Here is an 18,451-nt window from a genome sequence, read left to right on the forward strand (position 1 = left end):
CTCAAGGCTATGGCTCTCAACGACTACGACGCACTCCTCGTCCTTTCCTTCGGTGGACCCGAAGGAAAGGACGAGGTTATTCCTTTTCTAGAGAATGTCACCCGTGGCCGCGGGATTCCGCGTGAGCGGCTCGCCAAGGTAGGGGAACACTACTTCCACTTCGGTGGTGTTAGCCCGATCAATGAACAGAACCGAGTGCTGATTGGCAACATCGAAAAGCAGTTGGAGGCTCGGGGGATTGAACTTCCGGTGTACTTCGGCAACCGGAACTGGCACCCCTTTGCGGAAGATACTGCGAAGCAGCTGGAGGCTGACGGGCATAAGCGCGTGCTGGTGTTCGTGACCTCGGCATGGGGTGGGTACTCGGCCTGCCGACAGTACGACGAAGACATCCAGAGGATCCGCGAAGTGACGCCGCAGCTTGAGTACACCAAGCTTTGGCAGTTCTACGCCCACCCGACGTTCGTGCGGCTTATGGCGAACGTGTTGCGTAGCGCCGTCGATGCAGCGCCGGCTGGTGCAAAAGTACTGTTCACTGCTCACAGTGTTCCGAATGCTGCGGATGATGTCTCAGGTGGCCCGGAGGATGCCAACCTGTACTCACGGCAGGTGCATGAGGCGGCCCGGCTGGTCGCTGCAGAGGCCGGCGTCGAAGAGTACGAGGTTGTCTGGCAGTCTCGCTCCGGCAATCCGGCAACGCCGTGGTTGGAGCCGGACATCGTAGATCGCACCGAGGAGCTTCATGATCAAGACGACACCTTTACACACTTGATCTGTGTGCCACTCGGCTTCATCACCGACCACATGGAGGTGATCTGGGACCTCGACACCGAGCTGCGACAGGCCTGCGAGGCACGCAACATCACGCTAGATCGCGTTGCGACGGTGGGGCTCGAGCCCGATTTCGCTGGCATGGTCGTCGATATCGCACGAGCTATCACCGATGGTGACAAGCCTGAAACCTTGTCTAACGTTACTGTTCAGGGTTGTACCGTCAACGGCGCGCCGTGCAAGCCGCATTGCTGCGAGCCGTTGAAGCACCCGGGCCGACCGGGTAGCGCAAACTAATTCGCTAGATATTCGCGCCGGTAATCGATCACTGCGTCTGCGACCCCCGCCATGCGGGCGGTGCGGACGTGCCGCCACAGTGCAAACAGGTGAGGGTCGAAGGAGTGGTCGTCGAGGCGCTCCGTTACCGTCTCGATCGTCGCGGCAACACGGTCAGCCCTGGCAAAAAGCTTTGCCGCTCGCGCAGTCACCCCAGCCGGCAGCCCAGGGGTGTCGTAGAAATCAGCGAGCGTGCCGACGGTAAGCCGGGGATTTGGCAATTCCTTCGAGGTGCCACCAGCCGCCTCAATCAAAACGGCGGCCTCATCGGTTGCGCGCGACAGCAGTTGATCTGCCTCACCCGGAGTTAGCCAATCCGGTTCCGGCAGCCGCTCAGTTTCTTCAAACCAACGCCAGCGCACTTCCGCCCCCGAGTAGTCGGGGACAAGGATGTGGCTGATCCCATCTCCCCGGACAACCAACGCACCAGCCTGGGAGAGGGCGTCCATTGCGGGGGATCCAGCTCGGAGGTGCGGTGCCTGTCCTGGCCCCCACAGAATCAAGCGGATAACTGGATCCGGAGACTCAAGGTCGGCGGCGGCGCGGACGTCGCTAAGCAATTGCACCATGGGGGCGTCGCAATAGGTGTGGGTGCCGCCGAGGTCTGTTAACGCGTCGAGGGTGTCGTCCGTGGATTCGACGTTGTACAGCCAGGCGGCAAGCCAGACTGCAGTGTTTTGGAGAGGCGAGTAAATCTGAGCGCGCGTGTGCATCCAGTTGAGTCTAGCTAGGGGGATAGAATACGGAGCCACTATGGGAGATAGCCGGTATAGCGGAGATATTTTTCAAGGCCACGCGCGCAAGAGGAGGCCAACGTATCCAGAGATGCCTGCAGAGCCAGGCATCATCGTGGAGATCGTCGGCAACGACTTTGTCGGCGCAGTGGTTGGATTCGAGCGAACCTACGACGGCGACTTCGTCCGCCTGGAGGACCGCTATGGAACCCAGCGGCTGTTCAAAATGCTGCCGGGGGCATTCATGGTCGAAGGGCAGCGTGTCACCCTCACCCGATATGTTGCACCGCGTAACGACGAACCAAAGCGCTCCAACTCGGGCTCACGCAAGGTTGCTAACGTGCAGGCGAAGGTTGCAATGCCGTCACGCATCTGGGTGGAGGGCATCCACGATGCTGCGATCGTTGAGCAGGTGTGGGGGCACGACCTGCGTGTTGAGGGGGTTGTCGTCGAGTATCTGGAAGGGCTAGACAACCTGCAGATGCGTCTCGACGAGTTCCAGCCTGGACCGGACCGTCGCGTCGGTGTGCTCGCCGATCACCTCATTAGGGGGACTAAGGAGGCTCGGCTCGTCGAAAATGTAGGACCTCATGTGTTGGTGACGGGGCACCCCTACATCGATATCTGGGCTGCGGTGAAACCGAAGAGCGTCGGCATCGCCGCCTGGCCGGAGGTTCCGTACGGCGAAGACTGGAAGACGGGCGTGTGCCGTCGCTTGGGTTGGTCTGATCCAAAGGAAGGCTGGCGCCGCGTTTCATCGTCCGTGCGCACTTTCCGCGACTTGGATTCAACACTTATCGGTGCAGTTGAGAGACTGGTGGACTTCGTCACTAATCCCGAGCTCACGAAGGAAGATCTCACACACATGTAAGATTTGCGCCGTGGGAGCATTGATTTGGTTTATTGTCGCGGCAGGTTTCGCGCTACTCGAGCTTGGCGTGGGCGAATTGACGCTGCTCATGCTCGCTGCGGGTGCGTTGACAACATCGGGGGTCGCCTTATTCGACGTTCCACTTGCAGCTGAAGTCGCGGTGTTTATCGCTTCCTCGTTGCTGTTCTGGTTCTTCCTAAGGCCACGTCTGCGCAAGCGGATGGATAAGCCGCTGGTGCTCGATGAGACGCCACGCGCGCTCGTCGGAAGTCGTGCAGAGGTTGTCGAGGACATCGGCCCCGGGGGTGGGCAAGTGCGTTTCGACGGCAGCCTGTGGTCGGCACGCGCCCTGGATCCGGCAAAAACTATTCCTGCAGGTTCCCACGTGACCGTTTACGATATCGACGGACCCGTAGCCGTCGTTTGGAAGGAGTCCTAAATGGGTGGGTTAGTCACCTTCGCCGTCATACTTATTCTGTTTATCGCGCTGCTTACAGCGTCGATCAAACTGATTCCGCAGGGAGAAGCTGCGGTTATTGAGCGTCTGGGACGCTACACGCGCACTGCGTCCGGTGGGTTGACGTTCCTGGTGCCGTATATCGACCGCATCCGTGCGCGCGTAGACACGCGTGAGCGCGTGGTGTCGTTCCCGCCCCAGGCAGTAATTACCCAGGACAACCTGACCGTGGCGATTGACACGGTGGTGACGTTCCAGATCAACGAGCCTGCGAAGGCCATCTACGGCGTGGACAACTACCTCGTCGGTGTGGAGCAGATTTCGACGGCAACGCTGCGTGACGTCGTTGGTGGCATGACGCTTGAGGAGACACTGACCTCTCGCGAAACCATTAACCGCCGCCTGCGCGGTGAGCTAGATGCTGCGACCGCAAAGTGGGGCCTGCGCATTAGCCGCGTGGAGCTCAAGGCGATTGATCCGCCACCGTCGATTCAGCAGTCCATGGAGATGCAGATGAAGGCGGACCGCGAAAAGCGCGCGATGATCCTCACCGCTGAAGGTAAGCGCGAGTCCGACATCAAAACCGCTGAGGGTGAAAAGCAGGCTCGCATTCTTTCTGCCGAGGGTGAGAAGCACGCAGCGATTCTCGCCGCTGAGGCTGAGCGTCAAGCAATGATGCTGCGCGCCGAAGGTGAGCGTGCCGCGAAGTACCTCGCTGCGCAGGGTGAGGCGCGTGCGATCCAAAAGGTGAACGCCGCGATTAAGTCCTCTGGAGTGACGCCGGAACTCCTGGCATACCAGTACCTGGACCAGTTGCCGAAGATTGCCAACAACGAGGCGGCCACGATGTGGATGATTCCGTCCCAGTTCGGCGATTCGTTGCAGCAGTTTGCCAAGGCGTTTGCCAACAAGGACGACGACGGAGTGTTCCGCTACGAGGCGGCGCAGGTTGACGAGCGCGATCTTGAGATGGCCGATGAGGGCAATCCGGAGCGTTGGTTCGACACCTCGACCGACCCGGAGCTAGCCAAGGCGCTTGCAGAGGCCCGCGCGGTGGCGAACAAACACGTAGACGATCCAGATCCGACCCAACCTACCGCTGGCACGGCTTCCAGCGACTCGGGGTTGCGAGAGATCAGTGCCCCTGCGAACAAGCCGACCGATTTCGGGTTCAATGACCAGGTGTCGAACCCGCTTAATCAGCCAGATCAGCAGCCCGAGTAATCAGGTTGAGGGCCAGTTGCCAGCCGGCTTGTTCGGCTGGCCATCCCGCTGCCTGGAGCCTCTGGCTGATTGCCTGCTTGGATATGCCGAGCTCGGCTGCTGCTTCATTCTGATTCAGCCCGCGGCGCACGAGCGAGGTCGCTTCTCGTCCCTCGAATGTCCGCTTGTGCAGCACGTGGGCTAGCAGGGCGAATGCGGCAGCGATATCCGCAGCCTCAGTAGTTGCGCCTTGCTTGTCGACGACCACACGCACCTGGCCCGCTTTCACCCCAACCGCCTTTGAGGCAGCTTTCAAGGCATCGCTGTTGCTTGCAGCGACCCCTAGGCCGATGGCCCAGTTGCCGTCGGAGAGCAGCGCCATGATCAGGTTTAACGAAGCCTCAGCGTCATCCACCAGGGTGCGGATATCTTCAACACCGAGCACTTCAAACGGGCTGATGCCTGGGAGAGTGCCAAGCGCCTCCGCGGAACGCTCGACGACGGCAGCACGCCCTTTTTCGCGGCCCCTGTATTTCGCATGCACGGCAATCATGGCTGCCAATACTACGCGGGTCTACCCGTGAGCCTTTACTTACGCGCCGGAAGTCGTGCGTCGAGAATCAACCCGCTAAGGCCAATCACTGCCAATACAGCCATCACTGCGATGACCACAGGGTTTGCCTCACCCGTGAGGGTGTCGCCAAAGATAGTGACCAACACGGTTCCTGGAAGTGAACCCGCAAACGTTGCGATGGCAAACGGCAACACCGGAACGCGCGTGAGCGCTGCTGCGTAGTTGAGGACGGAAAATGGAACGGCTGCAATGAGGCGCAGGCTGAAAATCGCGAGCCAGCCGCGTTCTTCGAGGCGCCGGTTGATCTGCTCAACAGCAGGATGTGTCAGCCGCGGTTCTACCCAATCCCGCAGCAGAGTGCGCACGATCAACAGTGAGATAACTGCGCTGACTGTCGTCGCGGTAATCGCGATCAAGATCCCTTGTACCGAACCGAAAAGAATGCCGGCAGAGACGGTCATCACGGTGCGCGGGATAGGGAATTGGGTAATCAAGATATAGAGCAGCCAGAACGCTACTGGGAACCAGGGGCCGAGTGTGTCAGCCCAGGTGCGAAGTGTGGAGAGTGGTGGGACGTCGAGAAACACCCAGCCCGCTATGAACACGACGATAAGCGCTGCGAGTACGAGCTTGTTGCGGGCGGAACCCGATATCTTGGGCATACGCACTCCTCGACCATGTCTGTAAATATAAATGTCCCGCTCCGCAGTTCTATTGACTGCTGAGCGGGACTTATCTGTGCCCGGAGGGGGACTTGAACCCCCACGTCCGTTAATAGGACACTAGCACCTCAAGCTAGCGCGTCTGCCATTCCGCCACCCGGGCTAGGGTGTTTGTTCAGCCTCTCGGCTGGGCACCTGCACTACTATAGGGTCGGTTCTTGCAGGTACCAAATCGCCAGCATAACGCGCAGATTCTGCTAAATTTTGCGGGGTGATAGCTCCACCGCGCAGAATGCTGACGTACCGCTGGTTCGTCCCACAAGTTCCGCCTGCTCATGACCCCGCCCGGCTCCACCCGGCGCGATGGGAGGAAGGTAACCGGGTCGTTCGGGACATGGTTTCCGCGTATCCGGGTGTGCTCGCACTGCATATTCTGAGCTACCTTTTTGGCTCCGGTATCGCAGCGTTCGTGCCGGTGGTGGTCGGCATGATCGTGGACGGTCTCCTTGGCGAAGAAACGTTTAACGCGTGGTGGCTGTTTGCGGTACTGGTGGGCATTTTTGTTTTGTCGTTCATTGGTGAGGCAACCGGCGACGGCCTTGCGGCAGCGTCGGTTGGCCGGGTTACCCACAACGCCCGGTTACACTTATCCTCCGGAGTGCTGCGCGATGGTGCAGGCGCGATGAGCCCGGGTACGGTGCTCAACACGATCGATGCAGACGCAAGCACGGTCGGACGGTACCGCGAACTGCTGTCGTTTCCGCTTATGGCGATCGGTTATGCCGCGGGTGCAGTGGTGGCGATGTGGTCTGTGTCCCCGTGGGTGGCACTTGCCATTCCGGTTAGCGCGATGATCATTGGGCTTTTTGCGGCGTGGACCGCAGGACCAGTGACACGGATCTCGTTGAAGCGTCGCGCTGCGGAAGCGGATGTCGCGGGCTTGGCCACGGATGTCTCTCAAGGCATTCGTGCTGTGAAGGGCCTTGGCGCGGGTGCATCTGTTGCACAACGTTTTGCAGTTGAGACGGCCAACGCCAGGACATTGATCTTGAAGCACCTGAAGGTTGAAGTCGGGCTGGGCTTTGTTCGTCTTGTGGTGGCTTGGCTGTGCAATCTGGCGATCGTGGCACTTGCTGCCTGGTTGACGCTTCGCGGAGAGATCACGCCTGGGCAGATGACATCGGTTGCGCTGCTAGTGCCGCCTGCGCTGAATATGGCGGGATTTGCCTTCGGTGACCTAGCTAGTGGGTGGGGCAGGGCGGTTGCCAGTGGCAAGCGCATCGTGGAGTTGCACCATGCAGCCGAAAAGGTGTCTGAGCCGCAGCCAACCTCCAACGCGATCCCCGGTCCAGGGCTGTGGATCCTCGCTCCGGATGAGCGATCGTTTGCGGTCGTTGAGGCATGGGCGGAGCGTGAGGGGGTGCTGTTCCCACCGCACACCGTCAACGTATTTGAGGGCACGATCGCGGATAACGTGAATCCGCGCGGTGATTTGCCGGCAGTCGTCGTCAAGCAGGCGCTCGCTGCGGCGCATTGCCAGGACATTCTGCGTCGCCTCGGAGGTGTCCGAGAGAACGGTGAATTGCCTGATGCGCCGCTGGGGGAGGCGGGGCTGAATTTGTCGGGCGGGCAGCGGCAACGTGTGGCACTTGCACGCGCACTCGCAGCGGATCCGGACGTGCTCATTTTGGACGACCCAACAACAGGGCTGGACTCTGTCACCCAAGCTGACGTCGTTGCGGCGGTTAAGACGCTACGCGCGGACAAAACAACCATAGTGATCACTGGAAATGCCGCGTGGCGCTCTGCAGGTAACGCATTGGAGGTGCAGTAAATGAAGCGTGAATACGAGCGCGTCGATGCCGTTGCCCCCGCTGGGGTGAAGGAGACCTTCGCGTACCTTGCGGAACTGCCGAACGCACTGGATCGTCGGTGGTGGGTAATGCTGTTGAGTATCCAGGCTGTGATCGTTGCTGTGAACACGACACAGTCGAACCTGTTTGGGCGCAGCGTTGACCCGTTGATCGGTGGCTCGATACCCGGGCTCGGCTCTGGCAGCAGTGCTTTTATTTGGGCCATCGCATTGGCAATGTTTTGCATGCTGATCGAGCTGTCCCTCCGTGGTCTGGGCAACTATGTGGTGGGCCAGAAGGTCGCCCGTGCGTCGATCGATCTGCGCCGTCGTTGCCTCGACGCTATCTTGCGCGCGCCTGTGCCGCGGGTGATGGAGTTGGGCACCGGCAACGTGATTACGCGCATGACGAAGGACATCGATGATGTGGTGCAAACGATCACCGCGATCGGATCCAGGGTCCTCACCACAGCCTTCGTGTTTCCGATTACCTTTCTCGGGCTTTTGCTTATCGACGTCCGCTTTGCCCTCATCCTCGTCATAGTCGGTATCTGCACGTACCCGTTCGCGCGAGCCGTTGTGCGTGCAATCCCTGCTGCATCAAACGCAGTGAGTGTGGCGGAGGCTCGTAGAAACGCAGTGCTGCTTGATACGGTGCGTGGCCTGCCGACGCTTCGCGCGTTCGGACTAGAACGTTGGGCGCTTGGGCGCATGCGTCGCACCTCCTGGGGTGCGGTGGAGGCGACGATGGATCGTGTGCCCTGGTTCATTCGTCTCATGGGCATCGGACAGTTCGCCTTCGCAGCATGGGTGCTGCTCACTCTTGGTGGGGGTGCCTGGTTGGTGTCTACAGGCGCTGTGACACCTGGGGAGGCCAGCGCTGCTGTGTTCATGGTGATCCGTGCTGAGGTCGTCGTGTTTAATGCGCTGTTTTTCATCGGAGAGCTCCAAAGCGCCGCCACGTCTGTTGGGCGCGCGGTGAGTTTGGCCAAACTAGCGGACGGCCGAGCGGCCACCGTGGTACCCGATGACCTCGATGCGCCTGAAGACGTTGAGATCAACCACGTGTCCTTTGCCTACCCCGGCGGAGCTAACGTTCTTGAGGACCTTTCGGTGACGCTCGCAGCGGGCACGACGACGGCGCTCGTCGGCACTTCTGGCGCGGGCAAATCCACGCTGGCAGCGCTTATCGCAGGCTTGGTGGAGCCGACTTCGGGGAGCATCCGAGTTGGTAGGGTAGATACCTCCCAAGTCAGCGACGTCTGGACTGCGAAGAACGTCACCCTGCTCACCCAGGACGTGCATATCTTCGCGGGCACGCTGCGCGAAGACCTGTCTATGGCTGCTCCGGGAAGTGACGACACTGTTTTGCTCAAGGCGCTCGCCAGTGTCGGGTTGGATCCGAACAGCACGCAGTTTGCCCGACTCTTCCCCAATGGGCTCGACACCGCTGTGGGAGCAGGCGCAGATGACCTCCCACCCGAGGTGGAGCAACAGGTCGCGCTCGCGCGTGTGGCGTTGGCAGGTCCGAAGATCCTCATCCTGGACGAAGCGACAGCAGAGGCGGGCAGTGATGCCACAAACATGCTCGAAGATGCTGCTGCAAGGATTACTGAAGGCACGACGGCGTTGGTTGTCGCGCATCGCCTCGATCAAGCTGCAACCGCTGATCGCATCCTGGTGATGGAAGCAGGACGCATTATCGAAGACGGCACCCATGCCGAGCTTCTTGCTGCCGGCGGGAGATACGCACAACTCTTTGAGGCGTGGAGTGGCGAGGGTCACTGATTTTCGGGTAGGAATGGGTCTATGACTGCTTCCTATGTTTCAGACCGTTTCCCCGGCCCCGACCCGTATGCGCCCCTGGCGGACGTGCCTTCGTTCACGGTGACCTCGGATGACATTGTTGACGGCGAGCGTCTCAACGACACACTTGCCGGCGATAACGCCACCAGCCCGCAGCTTGCGTGGGAAGGTGCGCCTGAGGGGACGAAGACCTACGCAGTGACGTGCTTCGACCCGGACGCACCAACCGCGTCAGGTTTTTGGCACTGGTCCGCGTTCAACATCCCGGCAGATATTACCGAGCTGCCTGCTGGCGCAGGCGCCAAGGAGGACCTGGGCGTCGGCGCGGTTGTGCTCACCGGTGATTCCGGAGTTAAAGGGTTCTACGGCGCAAACCCGCCGGCAGGCCACGGGCCGCACCGCTACCTGTTCGTAGTCCACGCGGTGGACACGGAATTGCCGGCAGATCAGATCGCGAACCCAACGCAGCTCGGGTTCAACCTGAACTTCCACTCGTTGGGCCGGGCAATCATCTGGGGTTGGTACGAGAACCAGTAGTATTCGGCGAATGGTACCTGTGCAGCTTCGCGTCGGCGGCGCCTTTTTAGGTCTTGCCGCCGCACTCGTCCTCTATGCAGTCGTCGGATTTACCCGTGGTGATGAGGGGTTTGTGATCACCCCTCAGGTGCTCACGGTGCTTGTGGCTGTCGCTCTCGTCGGTGCGTTTGCGACCACGAACAAAGAGCAGCAAGGCTCGCGCACGCAGGTTATCGCCCTTTTCATCGCGATCGTCTTGATCGGCCTTGGGGTAATTTTGCCGAACACCGCATTATTCACGACGACGCCGGTGTGGCTTGTCGCTTGGGCTATCGCTGCGGGCTTCTGCGCCGTGATTCTACGGCGCAGCGTGCAACCGAAGGCCTAGAGCGCTTTCCACTCAAGCCCACTGCCCACGGCCTGCTCAATAGAGTTCAGACCGTGGGCCTTAATCTGTGCAGCAATGCCCCGGTGGATATCCCGGATCCAACCCGGGCCGCCGTAGATGAATGGCGTGTAGCCCTGCAACAGATTGGCACCTGAAGTGATGCGTTCCCACGCCTGTTGGGGTGTGGAGATACCGCCAACACTGATGATCGCCAATTGGCCGCCGATGCGGTCGTAGAGGCGCTTGAGCACCTCGAGTGAGCGTGCCGCAACGGGTGCACCAGAGATGCCACCCGCACCCATGGCTGCAACCTCGTCTGCATTGGTGTGCAGCCCGTCGCGGGAGATCGTGGTGTTGGTCGCCACGATGCCGTCGAGTCCAAGTTCGACAGCGAGGTCTGCAACAGCGTCGATGTCCTCGTCCGAAAGATCTGGCGCGATCTTGACCAGCACCGGGGTGGTGGTCGACTCTTTCACCACGGAAAGGATGGGGCGAAGCTCCTCCACCGCCTGCAGGTCGCGAAGACCCGGCGTGTTCGGGGAGGACACGTTGACCACGAGATAGTCGGCCAGCGGGCCAAGGGCGGTAGCGGTTGCGCGGTAGTCGGCGACAGCGTCTTCGGCGGTCTTGTTCTTGCCGATGTTAATCCCGACGATGTCGTCGGACTTCCTGCTGCGCAGGTTATCTGCGACAACGAGTGCACCCTTGTTGTTGAACCCCATACGGTTCAAAATTGCCTTGTCCGCGGGAAGGCGGAACAGGCGTGGGGCGGGATTACCCGGCTGCGGCTTCGGGGTCACCGTGCCCATCTCTGCGTAGCCGAAGCCAACGGCGCCCCAGGCGTCGATAGCTTCAGCGTTTTTATCAAACCCAGCCGCAAGTCCGAGCGGGGCAGGGAAGTCAACGCCGAACACTGTCTGGCGCAGCACGGGGTCGTGGACGCGTACAACCTTCTCGAGTGCGCGGTTGATGGGACTCGCGGCATCCAGCACACGCAGGCCACCGCTGATGATGCCGTGGATGCGCTCCGGCGGGATGCGGAACATCAGTTGCAGGGCGCGGTCGTAAAGACTCATGTTGGTCTCCTAGTTAATCTGCTCGTCGGGTGCGACGATTTGGATACCATCGCCGGTGGCGGATGCGAGGACGACGGTGCCGTCATCAAGCGAAATGATGCTCTGAGCGTTCGCGACAGTGGCGAAACTCTTCTTTTCGATCGGCACACCCTGGGAGATGTCGTATCCGGTTGCGGTGTTTTCAGCCAAGGAACTTACCCATGCAAGGCGTTGCGACGAATCCCACGCGACGTCCCACGGGCCTTCCGGCACAGGTGCGCTCTGCTGGAGACGAATGATGTCGTCGGTGGTGTAGACGTGGATCTGGTTGCCAGTCGAATCGGCGGCGAGCACAAGCCCGTGCTCGCCTGCGGCAACCTTGCCCACGCCAAGGCCAACGCGCAGCGTGCCACCCTGGCGGGAGCCCTGCCAGTCGATATCCTGGATGGTGGTGTCGAAGCTGCTGATGCGAACTACCGCGTCATCTTGGCCGTCAAGGGCAACCGCCTGCAGCTGGTCGGTCTCGCGGGCAACATCGATCGTGTCCGACAGTTCCCCGTCCTTAAACACCCACACTTTGCGCTCCGTATCGCTTGCAGCGAGCACTTCACCGCTGGAAACAACAGTCGCCGAAGTCACCGGAAGGTCGGTGCTAATAGTTTGCGCGGCTTGGCCGAAGACGTTGACAGCCCCATCACACGCCACTGCGAACGACCCATCGCTGGCAGATACATCCCCGCACGACGCGTCGAGTGGATGCTCTTCAGCCTTGCCGTTGGCAATGTCGTCGATCGACCCAATCAGTAGAGCGTTTTCTGTGCGCACCCCGACAACACCGTTTGTCGTGTCGAGGTCGCGCACAGCCTCAAACTGCACTACACGCCCAGCCGGGTTCTCGCTCGCAGGGGACTGGGCGGGTTCGGCGCTGCCCATGTTGGCTGCGGCGTCGCCACCCGCCTCCTCGATTTTTGCGTTCGGGGTGGCGCTGCATGCTGCCAGCGCGAGCGGTAACACCGCGCTAAGGCAGAGTGCGGCAGTAAAACGGGAAGCAGTACGTCGAACAATCACGCACGTAAGCCTAGCAATCAGCCTGCTGCGTTCAGTGATCAAGCGCGGTGCGGAGTAGGGTGTGCAGCCATGATGTCGTGGCTACAGGTGATCGTCCTCTCCATCGTGCAGGGCTTGACGGAGTTTCTCCCGGTGTCCTCGTCGGGTCACCTCCGTATCGTCTCAGAGTTGTTTTGGGGGGAGGACGCTGGCGCAAGTTTTACCGCTGTGATCCAGCTCGGTACCGAGCTTGCCGTACTTGTGTACTTTGCCAAGGACATTTGGCGGATTCTCACCGCGTGGTTCGCTGGACTGTTCGACAAGGCCAAGCGAGGGTTTGATTACCGCATGGGCTGGATGGTCATCGCCGGCACGATCCCAGTCGGGTTGGCAGGTGTGTTGCTGAAGGACCTGATTCGCGAAAACTTCCGCAACTTGTGGATCACCGCGACCGTGCTCATTTTGTTCTCTCTGGTGTTCATTCTTGCGGAACGCCGCGGCAAGAAGTCTCGTGGGTTTGAGGAGCTGACCATGAAGGACGCCGTTCTCATGGGCCTGTGGCAGTGCCTAGCGCTGATTCCTGGTGTGTCGCGCTCCGGCGGAACGATCTCGGGTGGTTTGTTCCTCAACCTCGACCGCGAGGTTGCTACCCGGTTTAGCTTCCTTCTGGCTATCCCCGCGGTACTCGCGTCTGGTCTGTTCTCCTTGCCCGATGCGTTTGACCCGCAAGCGGGACAGGCTGCCTCCGGAATGCAGCTGCTTGTCGGCTCCGGAATTGGCTTTATCGTCGGTTACATCTCCATTGCGTGGTTGCTGAAGTTCGTTTCTAACCACTCGTTTGCCTGGTTCGCTGCCTACCGCATCCCACTCGGTGTCATTGTGATGATTCTGCTTGGCACTGGTGTCATGCAGCCTGTGTAGGGTTGGGCGCATGCAAGCTTGGCCGAACCCAATTGTTCCTAACGTTGCCGGCACTTCGGTGCCACTGAAGCTCTACGACACCGCTGATCAGCAGGTGAAACCTGTGGATACCACGCCGGATGCGAAGGGCGAAGTGGGGTTGTATGTCTGCGGTATCACTCCATACGACTCGACCCACCTGGGACACGCTGCCACCTATCTCACATTCGACCTTGTGCAGCGTCAGCTGATCGCTAACGGTCACAAGGTGCACTATGTACAGAACATCACCGATGTTGATGACCCTCTGTTCGAGCGAGCCGAGCGTGACGGTGTGGATTGGCGCGAACTCGGCTCAAGCCAGATCGATCTGTTCCGCAGTGACATGGAGATTCTCTCCGTCATCCCGCCGCGCGATTACATCGGCGCGATGGAGTCTGTCGATGAGGTCATCGAGATGGTGCAGAAGCTTCTCGACGAAGGCGTGGCCTACACACTCGACCATGGCGATGTGTATGCCTCGATCGATGCAACCGAGCAGTTTGGCTACGAGTCGAACCTCGACCGAGCAACGATGGAGGAGTACTTCGCTGAACGCGGTGGCGACCCGGAGCGTGAAGGCAAGCGCGACAAGCTTGACGCGCTGATCTGGCGTGGTCACCGTGAGGGCGAGCCAGCCTGGGACTCGCCGTTCGGCCCAGGTCGTCCGGGATGGCACGTGGAGTGCTCCGCGATTGCGACGAACCGCTTAGGGGCAAGTTTCGCGATCCAAGGTGGCGGTTCGGACCTGGCGTTTCCGCACCACGAGTTCTCAGCCGCGCACGCAGAGGCCGCGCTGCACGTGGACCGGATGGCCGGCCACTATGTGCACGCGGGCATGATCGCACTTGATGGTGTCAAGATGTCGAAGTCACTAGGTAACCTCGTCTTTGTTCACAAGCTCACCGAGCAAGGCCACGAGGCTTCCGCGATCCGGCTGGCGGTGTTTTCCCAGCACTACCGGGAAGACCGTGATTTCTCCGACGCGATTCTTCACACTGCTGAGGAGCGACTCGACCGGTGGCGTGAGGCTCTGGCGAACGAGGTGTCTGAAGACGAGGCGCTCGGTGTCGTCGATAAATTGCGCGCTGCGCTGGCAGACGACCTTGACACGCCCACAGCTCTTCGTGTGGTCGATGAAGCACGGGGCGACTACGACGGTGTGATTGCAACAGCACTTGATGGACTGCTTGGTGTGCATCTCTAGGCCTCATCCAGCACAATGGTGGTCATGAGCGCAGCAGCACACACGATTCGTGCCCAGTTCCAGCCTGAGGTCGACGAGTTTATCGATGACCTGACGATGTTCGCCTCAGGCTCCTACCTTTCTGAGGAAGACAAGGAGTTGTGGGACGAGCCATTCGACCCGTCCGTGTTGCCTGAGTTGCGGAAAATGCTCGAGCATTACCTCGACGAGGTCGACGCACTCGGTTCCCAGCCAGAGGACCAGCAACTGGTGGGGCTAGTTGGCCCGTTCTACGAGCGCTTGGAGGCGTTCAATGTCCGTCATGCGGACGCGGTGCTTGAGCCAGAAGAAAAAGCAGATATTGAGACGCTCGTGATTCGGGTGTGCACCGCGGCGGGCGCGACCGATGAGGCGCTAGAAGCGCTGCCGGAATTTGAGTAGGCAGCGTCCGGCGGCCGTCTTCTGGGATATGGACGGCACGCTGATAGACACAGAGCCGCTCTGGGGACAGGCGACCTACGAGTTAGGGGAGTTGCTTGGTCGGCCACTGACCCCAGAGGTTCGCGAGCGCACCATTGGCGGGAGTTTCCCGAACACGCTTCGCATTGTGGCGCAGTGGGCGGAGCACACACTGACTGACGGCGACGAACAGCGATATAAAGATTGGATGTTCGGTCGAATGGCTGAACTGTTTTCTGCAGGTATCGAATGCAACCCAGGGATTCTTGAAGTGCTGCAGTCGCTGAAGGAAGACCACATGCCTATGTTCGTGACGACGAATACAGAACGCGTCCTGGCAGATCCGTGCATTGATGCGATTGGGCGTGCGTTCTTCACCGGCACCATTACTGGCGACGAAGTGATCCACCCGAAACCTGCCCCCGACATGTACCTCGAAGCAGCCCGGCGCGTCGGCGCCGCTTCGCAAGACTGTCTCGTGGTCGAGGACTCGTTCAGTGGTATGTCAGCTGCGGCTGCAGCGGGATGTGCAGTGTTGGGGCTCGCGGATCATGTACCTGCCGGTGTGTATCGGTTTGATCCCCACCTGTTTGTGGGGGCCAGTGCCGACGACGTTTACCGCTGGTTTGCTGCAGCCTGCGGGGCGTAGGTGTCACGCGCACAATCGTCGAGAGGCTTCGCTTTGCTACGTATAGTGGTGTGCCATGAGCACTCGTATTGAAGAAGACCTGCTTGGCAAGGCTGAAGTCCCCGCTGATGTGTACTACGGAGTGCATACGCAGCGAGCAGTAGACAACTTCAAGTTGTCGGCCAGCACCCTGAACGATTTGCCGGAGTTCATCCGTGGCATGGCCCAAGTCAAGAAAGCTACCGCTATTGCGAACCGTCGCCTGCATGTGTTGCCGCGCGAGAAAGCCGAAGCAATTGCGTGGGCCTGCGACCAGATTCTGGAAGAGGGACGCTGCATGGATCAGTTCCCGATCGACCTGTTCCAGGGTGGCGCGGGTACCTCGGCAAACATGAACACGAACGAGGTGGTGGCTAACCTCGCACTGGAATACGTTGGTGCTGAGAAGGGCTCCTACGACATCATCAATCCGAACGATGATGTGAATATGTCCCAGTCCACCAACGATGCGTACCCGACTGGTCTGCGTCTCGGTGTGTACTACGCGGTGCAGGGCTTGCTTGAGGAGCTCGACGAGCTGCAGAAGGCACTGCGCGCGAAAGGCGACGAGTTTTCCGACATCATCAAAATGGGTCGTACTCAGTTGCAGGACGCGGTTCCGATGACGCTGGGTCAGGAATTCACTGCGTTTGGCGCAAACCTCAATGAAGAGCAGCGCACCATCAGCAACGCTGCGACGTCCCTGCTGGAAGTCAACCTTGGCGCAACCGCAATCGGTACGGGAATTAACACTCCGAACGGCTACAAAGATCAGGTTGTCACGGCACTTCGCGAGGTCACCGGCCTGGACATCCAGGCCTCTCCGGATCTGATCGAAGCCACTTCGGATACCGGCGACTACGTCATGATGCACGGCGCTATCAAGCGTGCGGCAATGAAGCTCTCCAAGATGTGTAACGACCTGCGTCTGCTGTCGTCCGGTCCTCGCGCTGGTCTGAACGAGATCAACCTTCCGGAGCGCCAGGCTGGTTCCTCGATCATGCCGGCCAAGGTCAACCCGGTTATCCCGGAGGTTGTCAACCAGGTGTGCTTCAAGGTCTTCGGCAACGACGTGACGGTCTCCATGGCTGCTGAGGCAGGTCAGCTCCAGCTCAACGTCATGGAGCCGGTCATTGCTCAGTCCTTGTTTGAGTCGATCCGTCTGCTGGCCAATGCGGCACGTACGCTGCGCGAGAAGTGCGTTGTGGGCATCACTGCGAACAAGGACGTGTGCGAGGCTTACGTGACTAACTCGATCGGCATCGTCACCTATCTCAACCCGGTGATTGGTCACCATAACGGCGACATCATTGGCCGTGAGGCTGCTTCCACCGGTAAGAGTGTCTATGACCTAGTGCTGGAGAAGGGCCTTATTGAGGAAGAGGATTTGAAGCGGTTGCTGAGCAAGGAAAACCTCATGCACCCGGAATTCCGCGGCAAGCTCTACGTTGATGAGGACGACGCTAATTAGGTTTTAAAACCGCATTTCCTTCCGCGTCAGCGGTGAACCGGGGCAGGGTGGTAGCCAATCTCACACCTGCCCCGTTTCCTTTTGGTGTGATCAATACGGGATAATGGCGGAAGTTCTTACTAGCCCGTAATGAAGGAGCGCACACCATGTTGGTTGCCTTGCACACCCTCATTCTTTTTGGGGCAATCGTGTTGGGTGCACGCATTGGCTCGATCGCGATCGGTTTCGCCGGGGGATTGGGGGTGCTGCTTCTCGGCGCAACCGGTATGCCGGTCACCGCAGATGCAATTCCGTTTGATGTCATCGGCATCATCATGTGCGTTATCGCAGCCATCTCTGCAATGCAGCTCGCGGGTGGCATGCAGTATCTCGTGGATCTTGCGGAGCGACTCTTACGCAGGAACCCTAAGCGCATCACTGTGTACGCCCCGGTGGTGACGTGGTTGATGACAGTCTTCGCGGGAACGGGGCATACGGCATTTTCCACGATGCCGGTTATTACAGAGGTAGCTAAGGAAGGAAACGTTCGTCCTTCGCGCCCGCTGTCAGCGGCCGTGATCGCTTCGCAGATGGCGATCGTCGCTTCACCAATCTCTGCAGCAGTTGTGTTCATGGCGTCAGCGCTGGAACCACTTGGGGTGGGGTATCTCCAGATTCTTGCGGTGATGCTTCCTGCGACGTTCCTGGCAATTTTCCCGACGGCGTGGGTTGCCAATCACATGGGCAGTGAGCTTGACGACGACCCCGTGTACCGCAAACGCAAGGCCGCTGGGCTCGTCGCAACGCATCAAGGTCACGATGATTACGTTCCCGCACCAGGTGCGAAGCGTTCGGTCGCTATCTTTCTGGCTGCGATCGTCATTGTGATGGTCTATGCAACGCTGATTTCGGATCAGATTGGCCTGATTGCGGAGCCAACAGTGCCACGTAACGAGGCAATCATGGCCATCATGCTCAGCGCCGCGGTCGTCATCATTATGAGCACCCGCACTGCTGCCGCGGAGATTCTGAACACCCAAGTCTTTCGATCTGGCATGTCCGCATGTGTCTGCGTTCTCGGCGTGGCGTGGCTGGGTACGACGTATATCAACTACTACATCGACGACATCCAAAACATCGCCGGTAACGTGCTGACGTCAAAACCCTGGCTGCTCGCGGTCGTGCTCTTCGTCGCCGCATCACTGTTGTATTCACAAGCCGCTACGGCGAAAGCGCTCATCCCCGCCGCATTGGCGATCGGGGTAAGCCCACTCACCGCACTTGCAGCATTCCCGGCGGTCTCCGCACTATTCGTCCTGCCCACATACCCAACGCTGCTCGCGGCAGTAGAGATGGACGACACGGGCTCGACACGCATTGGCAAGTACGTGTTTGACCACCCATTCCTCATCCCCGGAGTGGTCTGCATTTTAGTCAGCGTAATCCTGGGATACCTCATCGGTGCAGCGGTAGTGTGA

19 protein-coding genes and 1 tRNA gene are annotated in these 18,451 nt (G+C 59.8%); 14 read left to right on the forward strand and 6 right to left on the reverse strand.

Features of this window, described 5'->3' with window-relative positions:
- The first annotated feature begins 9 nt into the window (after window positions 1-9).
- Entirely contained in the window at window positions 10-1,068 is a 1,059-nt protein-coding gene (locus HMPREF3145_RS10375) for a ferrochelatase (RefSeq protein ID WP_070423153.1), read from the forward strand.
- Here HMPREF3145_RS10375 and HMPREF3145_RS10380 read toward each other — a convergent pair.
- Window positions 1,065-1,820 carry a hypothetical protein gene (locus tag HMPREF3145_RS10380; RefSeq protein WP_070423247.1) on the reverse strand — a complete coding sequence of 252 codons (756 nt, stop codon included), beginning with the start codon at window positions 1,818-1,820 and terminating at the stop codon, window positions 1,065-1,067. The genes HMPREF3145_RS10375 and HMPREF3145_RS10380 overlap by 4 nt on opposite strands.
- 40 nt (window positions 1,821-1,860) lie before the next feature.
- On the opposite strand from HMPREF3145_RS10380, the gene HMPREF3145_RS10385 reads away from it, so the two are divergent.
- From HMPREF3145_RS10385 to HMPREF3145_RS10395, 3 genes are read left to right on the forward strand one after another with little or no spacing between them, the layout of a single operon-like run.
- Window positions 1,861-2,712, forward strand: coding sequence for a DUF3097 domain-containing protein (locus tag HMPREF3145_RS10385; protein WP_070423154.1), 852 nt, complete (start codon window positions 1,861-1,863; stop codon window positions 2,710-2,712).
- A 10-nt stretch (window positions 2,713-2,722) separates the two neighbouring features.
- Complete coding sequence (locus HMPREF3145_RS10390) at window positions 2,723-3,151, forward strand: NfeD family protein (protein WP_070423155.1); 429 nt, start codon at window positions 2,723-2,725, stop codon at window positions 3,149-3,151.
- Window positions 3,152-4,393: an SPFH domain-containing protein gene (locus tag HMPREF3145_RS10395; RefSeq protein ID WP_083279524.1), complete on the forward strand. Its 1,242-nt coding sequence runs from the start codon at window positions 3,152-3,154 to the stop codon at window positions 4,391-4,393. It begins immediately after the preceding gene.
- Here the strand turns inward: HMPREF3145_RS10395 and HMPREF3145_RS10400 are convergent.
- The 3 genes from HMPREF3145_RS10400 to HMPREF3145_RS10410 form a co-directional block, all read right to left on the reverse strand.
- A complete protein-coding gene (locus tag HMPREF3145_RS10400; protein WP_070423156.1) occupies window positions 4,365-4,925 on the reverse strand; it encodes a MarR family transcriptional regulator in 561 nt (186 codons plus the stop codon). The genes HMPREF3145_RS10395 and HMPREF3145_RS10400 overlap by 29 nt on opposite strands.
- Window positions 4,926-4,960: 35 nt before the next feature.
- Window positions 4,961-5,608, reverse strand: a complete 648-nt coding sequence (locus HMPREF3145_RS10405; protein ID WP_070423157.1) for a TVP38/TMEM64 family protein — start codon at window positions 5,606-5,608, stop codon at window positions 4,961-4,963.
- A gap of 77 nt (window positions 5,609-5,685) precedes the next feature.
- Window positions 5,686-5,771 (reverse strand) — tRNA-Leu (locus HMPREF3145_RS10410).
- 231 nt (window positions 5,772-6,002) lie between these two features.
- Between HMPREF3145_RS10410 and HMPREF3145_RS10415 the strand changes: the two genes are divergently transcribed.
- Genes HMPREF3145_RS10415 through HMPREF3145_RS10430 form a run of 4 tightly spaced genes read left to right on the forward strand, consistent with a single transcriptional unit; the run spans window position 6,003 to window position 10,170 of the window.
- Window positions 6,003-7,442, forward strand: a complete 1,440-nt coding sequence (locus HMPREF3145_RS10415) for an ABC transporter ATP-binding protein (RefSeq protein WP_349018360.1) — start codon at window positions 6,003-6,005, stop codon at window positions 7,440-7,442.
- Window positions 7,443-9,248, forward strand: a complete 1,806-nt coding sequence (locus tag HMPREF3145_RS10420; protein WP_070423159.1) for an ABC transporter ATP-binding protein — start codon at window positions 7,443-7,445, stop codon at window positions 9,246-9,248.
- Window positions 9,249-9,269: 21 nt separating this feature from the next.
- Window positions 9,270-9,803, forward strand: a complete 534-nt coding sequence (locus tag HMPREF3145_RS10425; protein ID WP_070423160.1) for a YbhB/YbcL family Raf kinase inhibitor-like protein — start codon at window positions 9,270-9,272, stop codon at window positions 9,801-9,803.
- Between the two features lie 10 nt (window positions 9,804-9,813).
- Window positions 9,814-10,170, forward strand: coding sequence for a hypothetical protein (locus tag HMPREF3145_RS10430; RefSeq protein ID WP_070423161.1), 357 nt, complete (start codon window positions 9,814-9,816; stop codon window positions 10,168-10,170).
- Here the strand turns inward: HMPREF3145_RS10430 and HMPREF3145_RS10435 are convergent.
- Together HMPREF3145_RS10435 and HMPREF3145_RS10440 are read right to left on the reverse strand one after the other, a co-directional pair.
- Window positions 10,167-11,246, reverse strand: a complete 1,080-nt coding sequence (locus HMPREF3145_RS10435) for a quinone-dependent dihydroorotate dehydrogenase (protein ID WP_070423162.1) — start codon at window positions 11,244-11,246, stop codon at window positions 10,167-10,169. The genes HMPREF3145_RS10430 and HMPREF3145_RS10435 overlap by 4 nt on opposite strands.
- Before the next feature lie 9 nt (window positions 11,247-11,255).
- Entirely contained in the window at window positions 11,256-12,293 is a 1,038-nt protein-coding gene (locus HMPREF3145_RS10440) for a YncE family protein (protein WP_244268727.1), read from the reverse strand.
- Window positions 12,294-12,365: 72 nt separating this feature from the next.
- Between HMPREF3145_RS10440 and HMPREF3145_RS10445 the strand changes: the two genes are divergently transcribed.
- From HMPREF3145_RS10445 to HMPREF3145_RS10470, 6 genes are all read left to right on the forward strand, one after another.
- Window positions 12,366-13,193, forward strand: a complete 828-nt coding sequence (locus HMPREF3145_RS10445) for an undecaprenyl-diphosphate phosphatase (protein WP_070423249.1) — start codon at window positions 12,366-12,368, stop codon at window positions 13,191-13,193.
- A gap of 10 nt (window positions 13,194-13,203) precedes the next feature.
- The gene (mshC, locus tag HMPREF3145_RS10450; protein WP_070423163.1) at window positions 13,204-14,418 is read left to right on the forward strand and encodes a cysteine--1-D-myo-inosityl 2-amino-2-deoxy-alpha-D-glucopyranoside ligase; all 1,215 of its coding nucleotides are present in this window, start codon (window positions 13,204-13,206) and stop codon (window positions 14,416-14,418) included.
- A 24-nt stretch (window positions 14,419-14,442) separates the two neighbouring features.
- On the forward strand, window positions 14,443-14,838 hold the full coding sequence (locus HMPREF3145_RS10455; protein ID WP_070423164.1) for a hypothetical protein: 396 nt from the start codon (window positions 14,443-14,445) through the stop codon (window positions 14,836-14,838).
- Window positions 14,831-15,505, forward strand: a complete 675-nt coding sequence (locus tag HMPREF3145_RS10460) for an HAD family hydrolase (RefSeq protein WP_256365579.1) — start codon at window positions 14,831-14,833, stop codon at window positions 15,503-15,505. The genes HMPREF3145_RS10455 and HMPREF3145_RS10460 overlap by 8 nt, the downstream gene beginning before the upstream one ends.
- A 55-nt stretch (window positions 15,506-15,560) precedes the next feature.
- On the forward strand, window positions 15,561-16,994 hold the full coding sequence (gene aspA / locus HMPREF3145_RS10465) for an aspartate ammonia-lyase (RefSeq protein ID WP_070423166.1): 1,434 nt from the start codon (window positions 15,561-15,563) through the stop codon (window positions 16,992-16,994).
- A 146-nt stretch (window positions 16,995-17,140) separates the two neighbouring features.
- On the forward strand, window positions 17,141-18,451 hold the full coding sequence (locus HMPREF3145_RS10470; protein WP_070423167.1) for an anaerobic C4-dicarboxylate transporter: 1,311 nt from the start codon (window positions 17,141-17,143) through the stop codon (window positions 18,449-18,451).

Source organism: Corynebacterium sp. HMSC05C01, from assembly GCF_001807155.1.
In the GTDB taxonomy this organism is placed as follows: domain Bacteria; phylum Actinomycetota; class Actinomycetes; order Mycobacteriales; family Mycobacteriaceae; genus Corynebacterium; species Corynebacterium coyleae.

What these genes read in the sequence shown, in the direction of transcription:
- HMPREF3145_RS10375 (WP_070423153.1), top strand. Translation starts at nt 10, where the DNA reads ATGGCTCTCAACGACTACGACGCACTCCTCGTCCTTTCCTTCGGTGGA.
- HMPREF3145_RS10380 (WP_070423247.1), bottom strand. Translation starts at nt 1,820, where the DNA reads ATGCACACGCGCGCTCAGATTTACTCGCCTCTCCAAAACACTGCAGTC.
- HMPREF3145_RS10385 (WP_070423154.1), top strand. Translation starts at nt 1,861, where the DNA reads ATGGGAGATAGCCGGTATAGCGGAGATATTTTTCAAGGCCACGCGCGC.
- HMPREF3145_RS10395 (WP_083279524.1), top strand. Translation starts at nt 3,152, where the DNA reads ATGGGTGGGTTAGTCACCTTCGCCGTCATACTTATTCTGTTTATCGCG.
- HMPREF3145_RS10400 (WP_070423156.1), bottom strand. Translation starts at nt 4,925, where the DNA reads ATGATTGCCGTGCATGCGAAATACAGGGGCCGCGAAAAAGGGCGTGCT.
- HMPREF3145_RS10405 (WP_070423157.1), bottom strand. Translation starts at nt 5,608, where the DNA reads ATGCCCAAGATATCGGGTTCCGCCCGCAACAAGCTCGTACTCGCAGCG.
- HMPREF3145_RS10415 (WP_349018360.1), top strand. Translation starts at nt 6,003, where the DNA reads ATGGTTTCCGCGTATCCGGGTGTGCTCGCACTGCATATTCTGAGCTAC.
- HMPREF3145_RS10420 (WP_070423159.1), top strand. Translation starts at nt 7,443, where the DNA reads ATGAAGCGTGAATACGAGCGCGTCGATGCCGTTGCCCCCGCTGGGGTG.
- HMPREF3145_RS10425 (WP_070423160.1), top strand. Translation starts at nt 9,270, where the DNA reads ATGACTGCTTCCTATGTTTCAGACCGTTTCCCCGGCCCCGACCCGTAT.
- HMPREF3145_RS10430 (WP_070423161.1), top strand. Translation starts at nt 9,814, where the DNA reads ATGGTACCTGTGCAGCTTCGCGTCGGCGGCGCCTTTTTAGGTCTTGCC.
- HMPREF3145_RS10435 (WP_070423162.1), bottom strand. Translation starts at nt 11,246, where the DNA reads ATGAGTCTTTACGACCGCGCCCTGCAACTGATGTTCCGCATCCCGCCG.
- HMPREF3145_RS10445 (WP_070423249.1), top strand. Translation starts at nt 12,366, where the DNA reads ATGTCGTGGCTACAGGTGATCGTCCTCTCCATCGTGCAGGGCTTGACG.
- mshC (WP_070423163.1), top strand. Translation starts at nt 13,204, where the DNA reads ATGCAAGCTTGGCCGAACCCAATTGTTCCTAACGTTGCCGGCACTTCG.
- HMPREF3145_RS10455 (WP_070423164.1), top strand. Translation starts at nt 14,443, where the DNA reads ATGAGCGCAGCAGCACACACGATTCGTGCCCAGTTCCAGCCTGAGGTC.
- aspA (WP_070423166.1), top strand. Translation starts at nt 15,561, where the DNA reads ATGAGCACTCGTATTGAAGAAGACCTGCTTGGCAAGGCTGAAGTCCCC.
- HMPREF3145_RS10470 (WP_070423167.1), top strand. Translation starts at nt 17,141, where the DNA reads ATGTTGGTTGCCTTGCACACCCTCATTCTTTTTGGGGCAATCGTGTTG.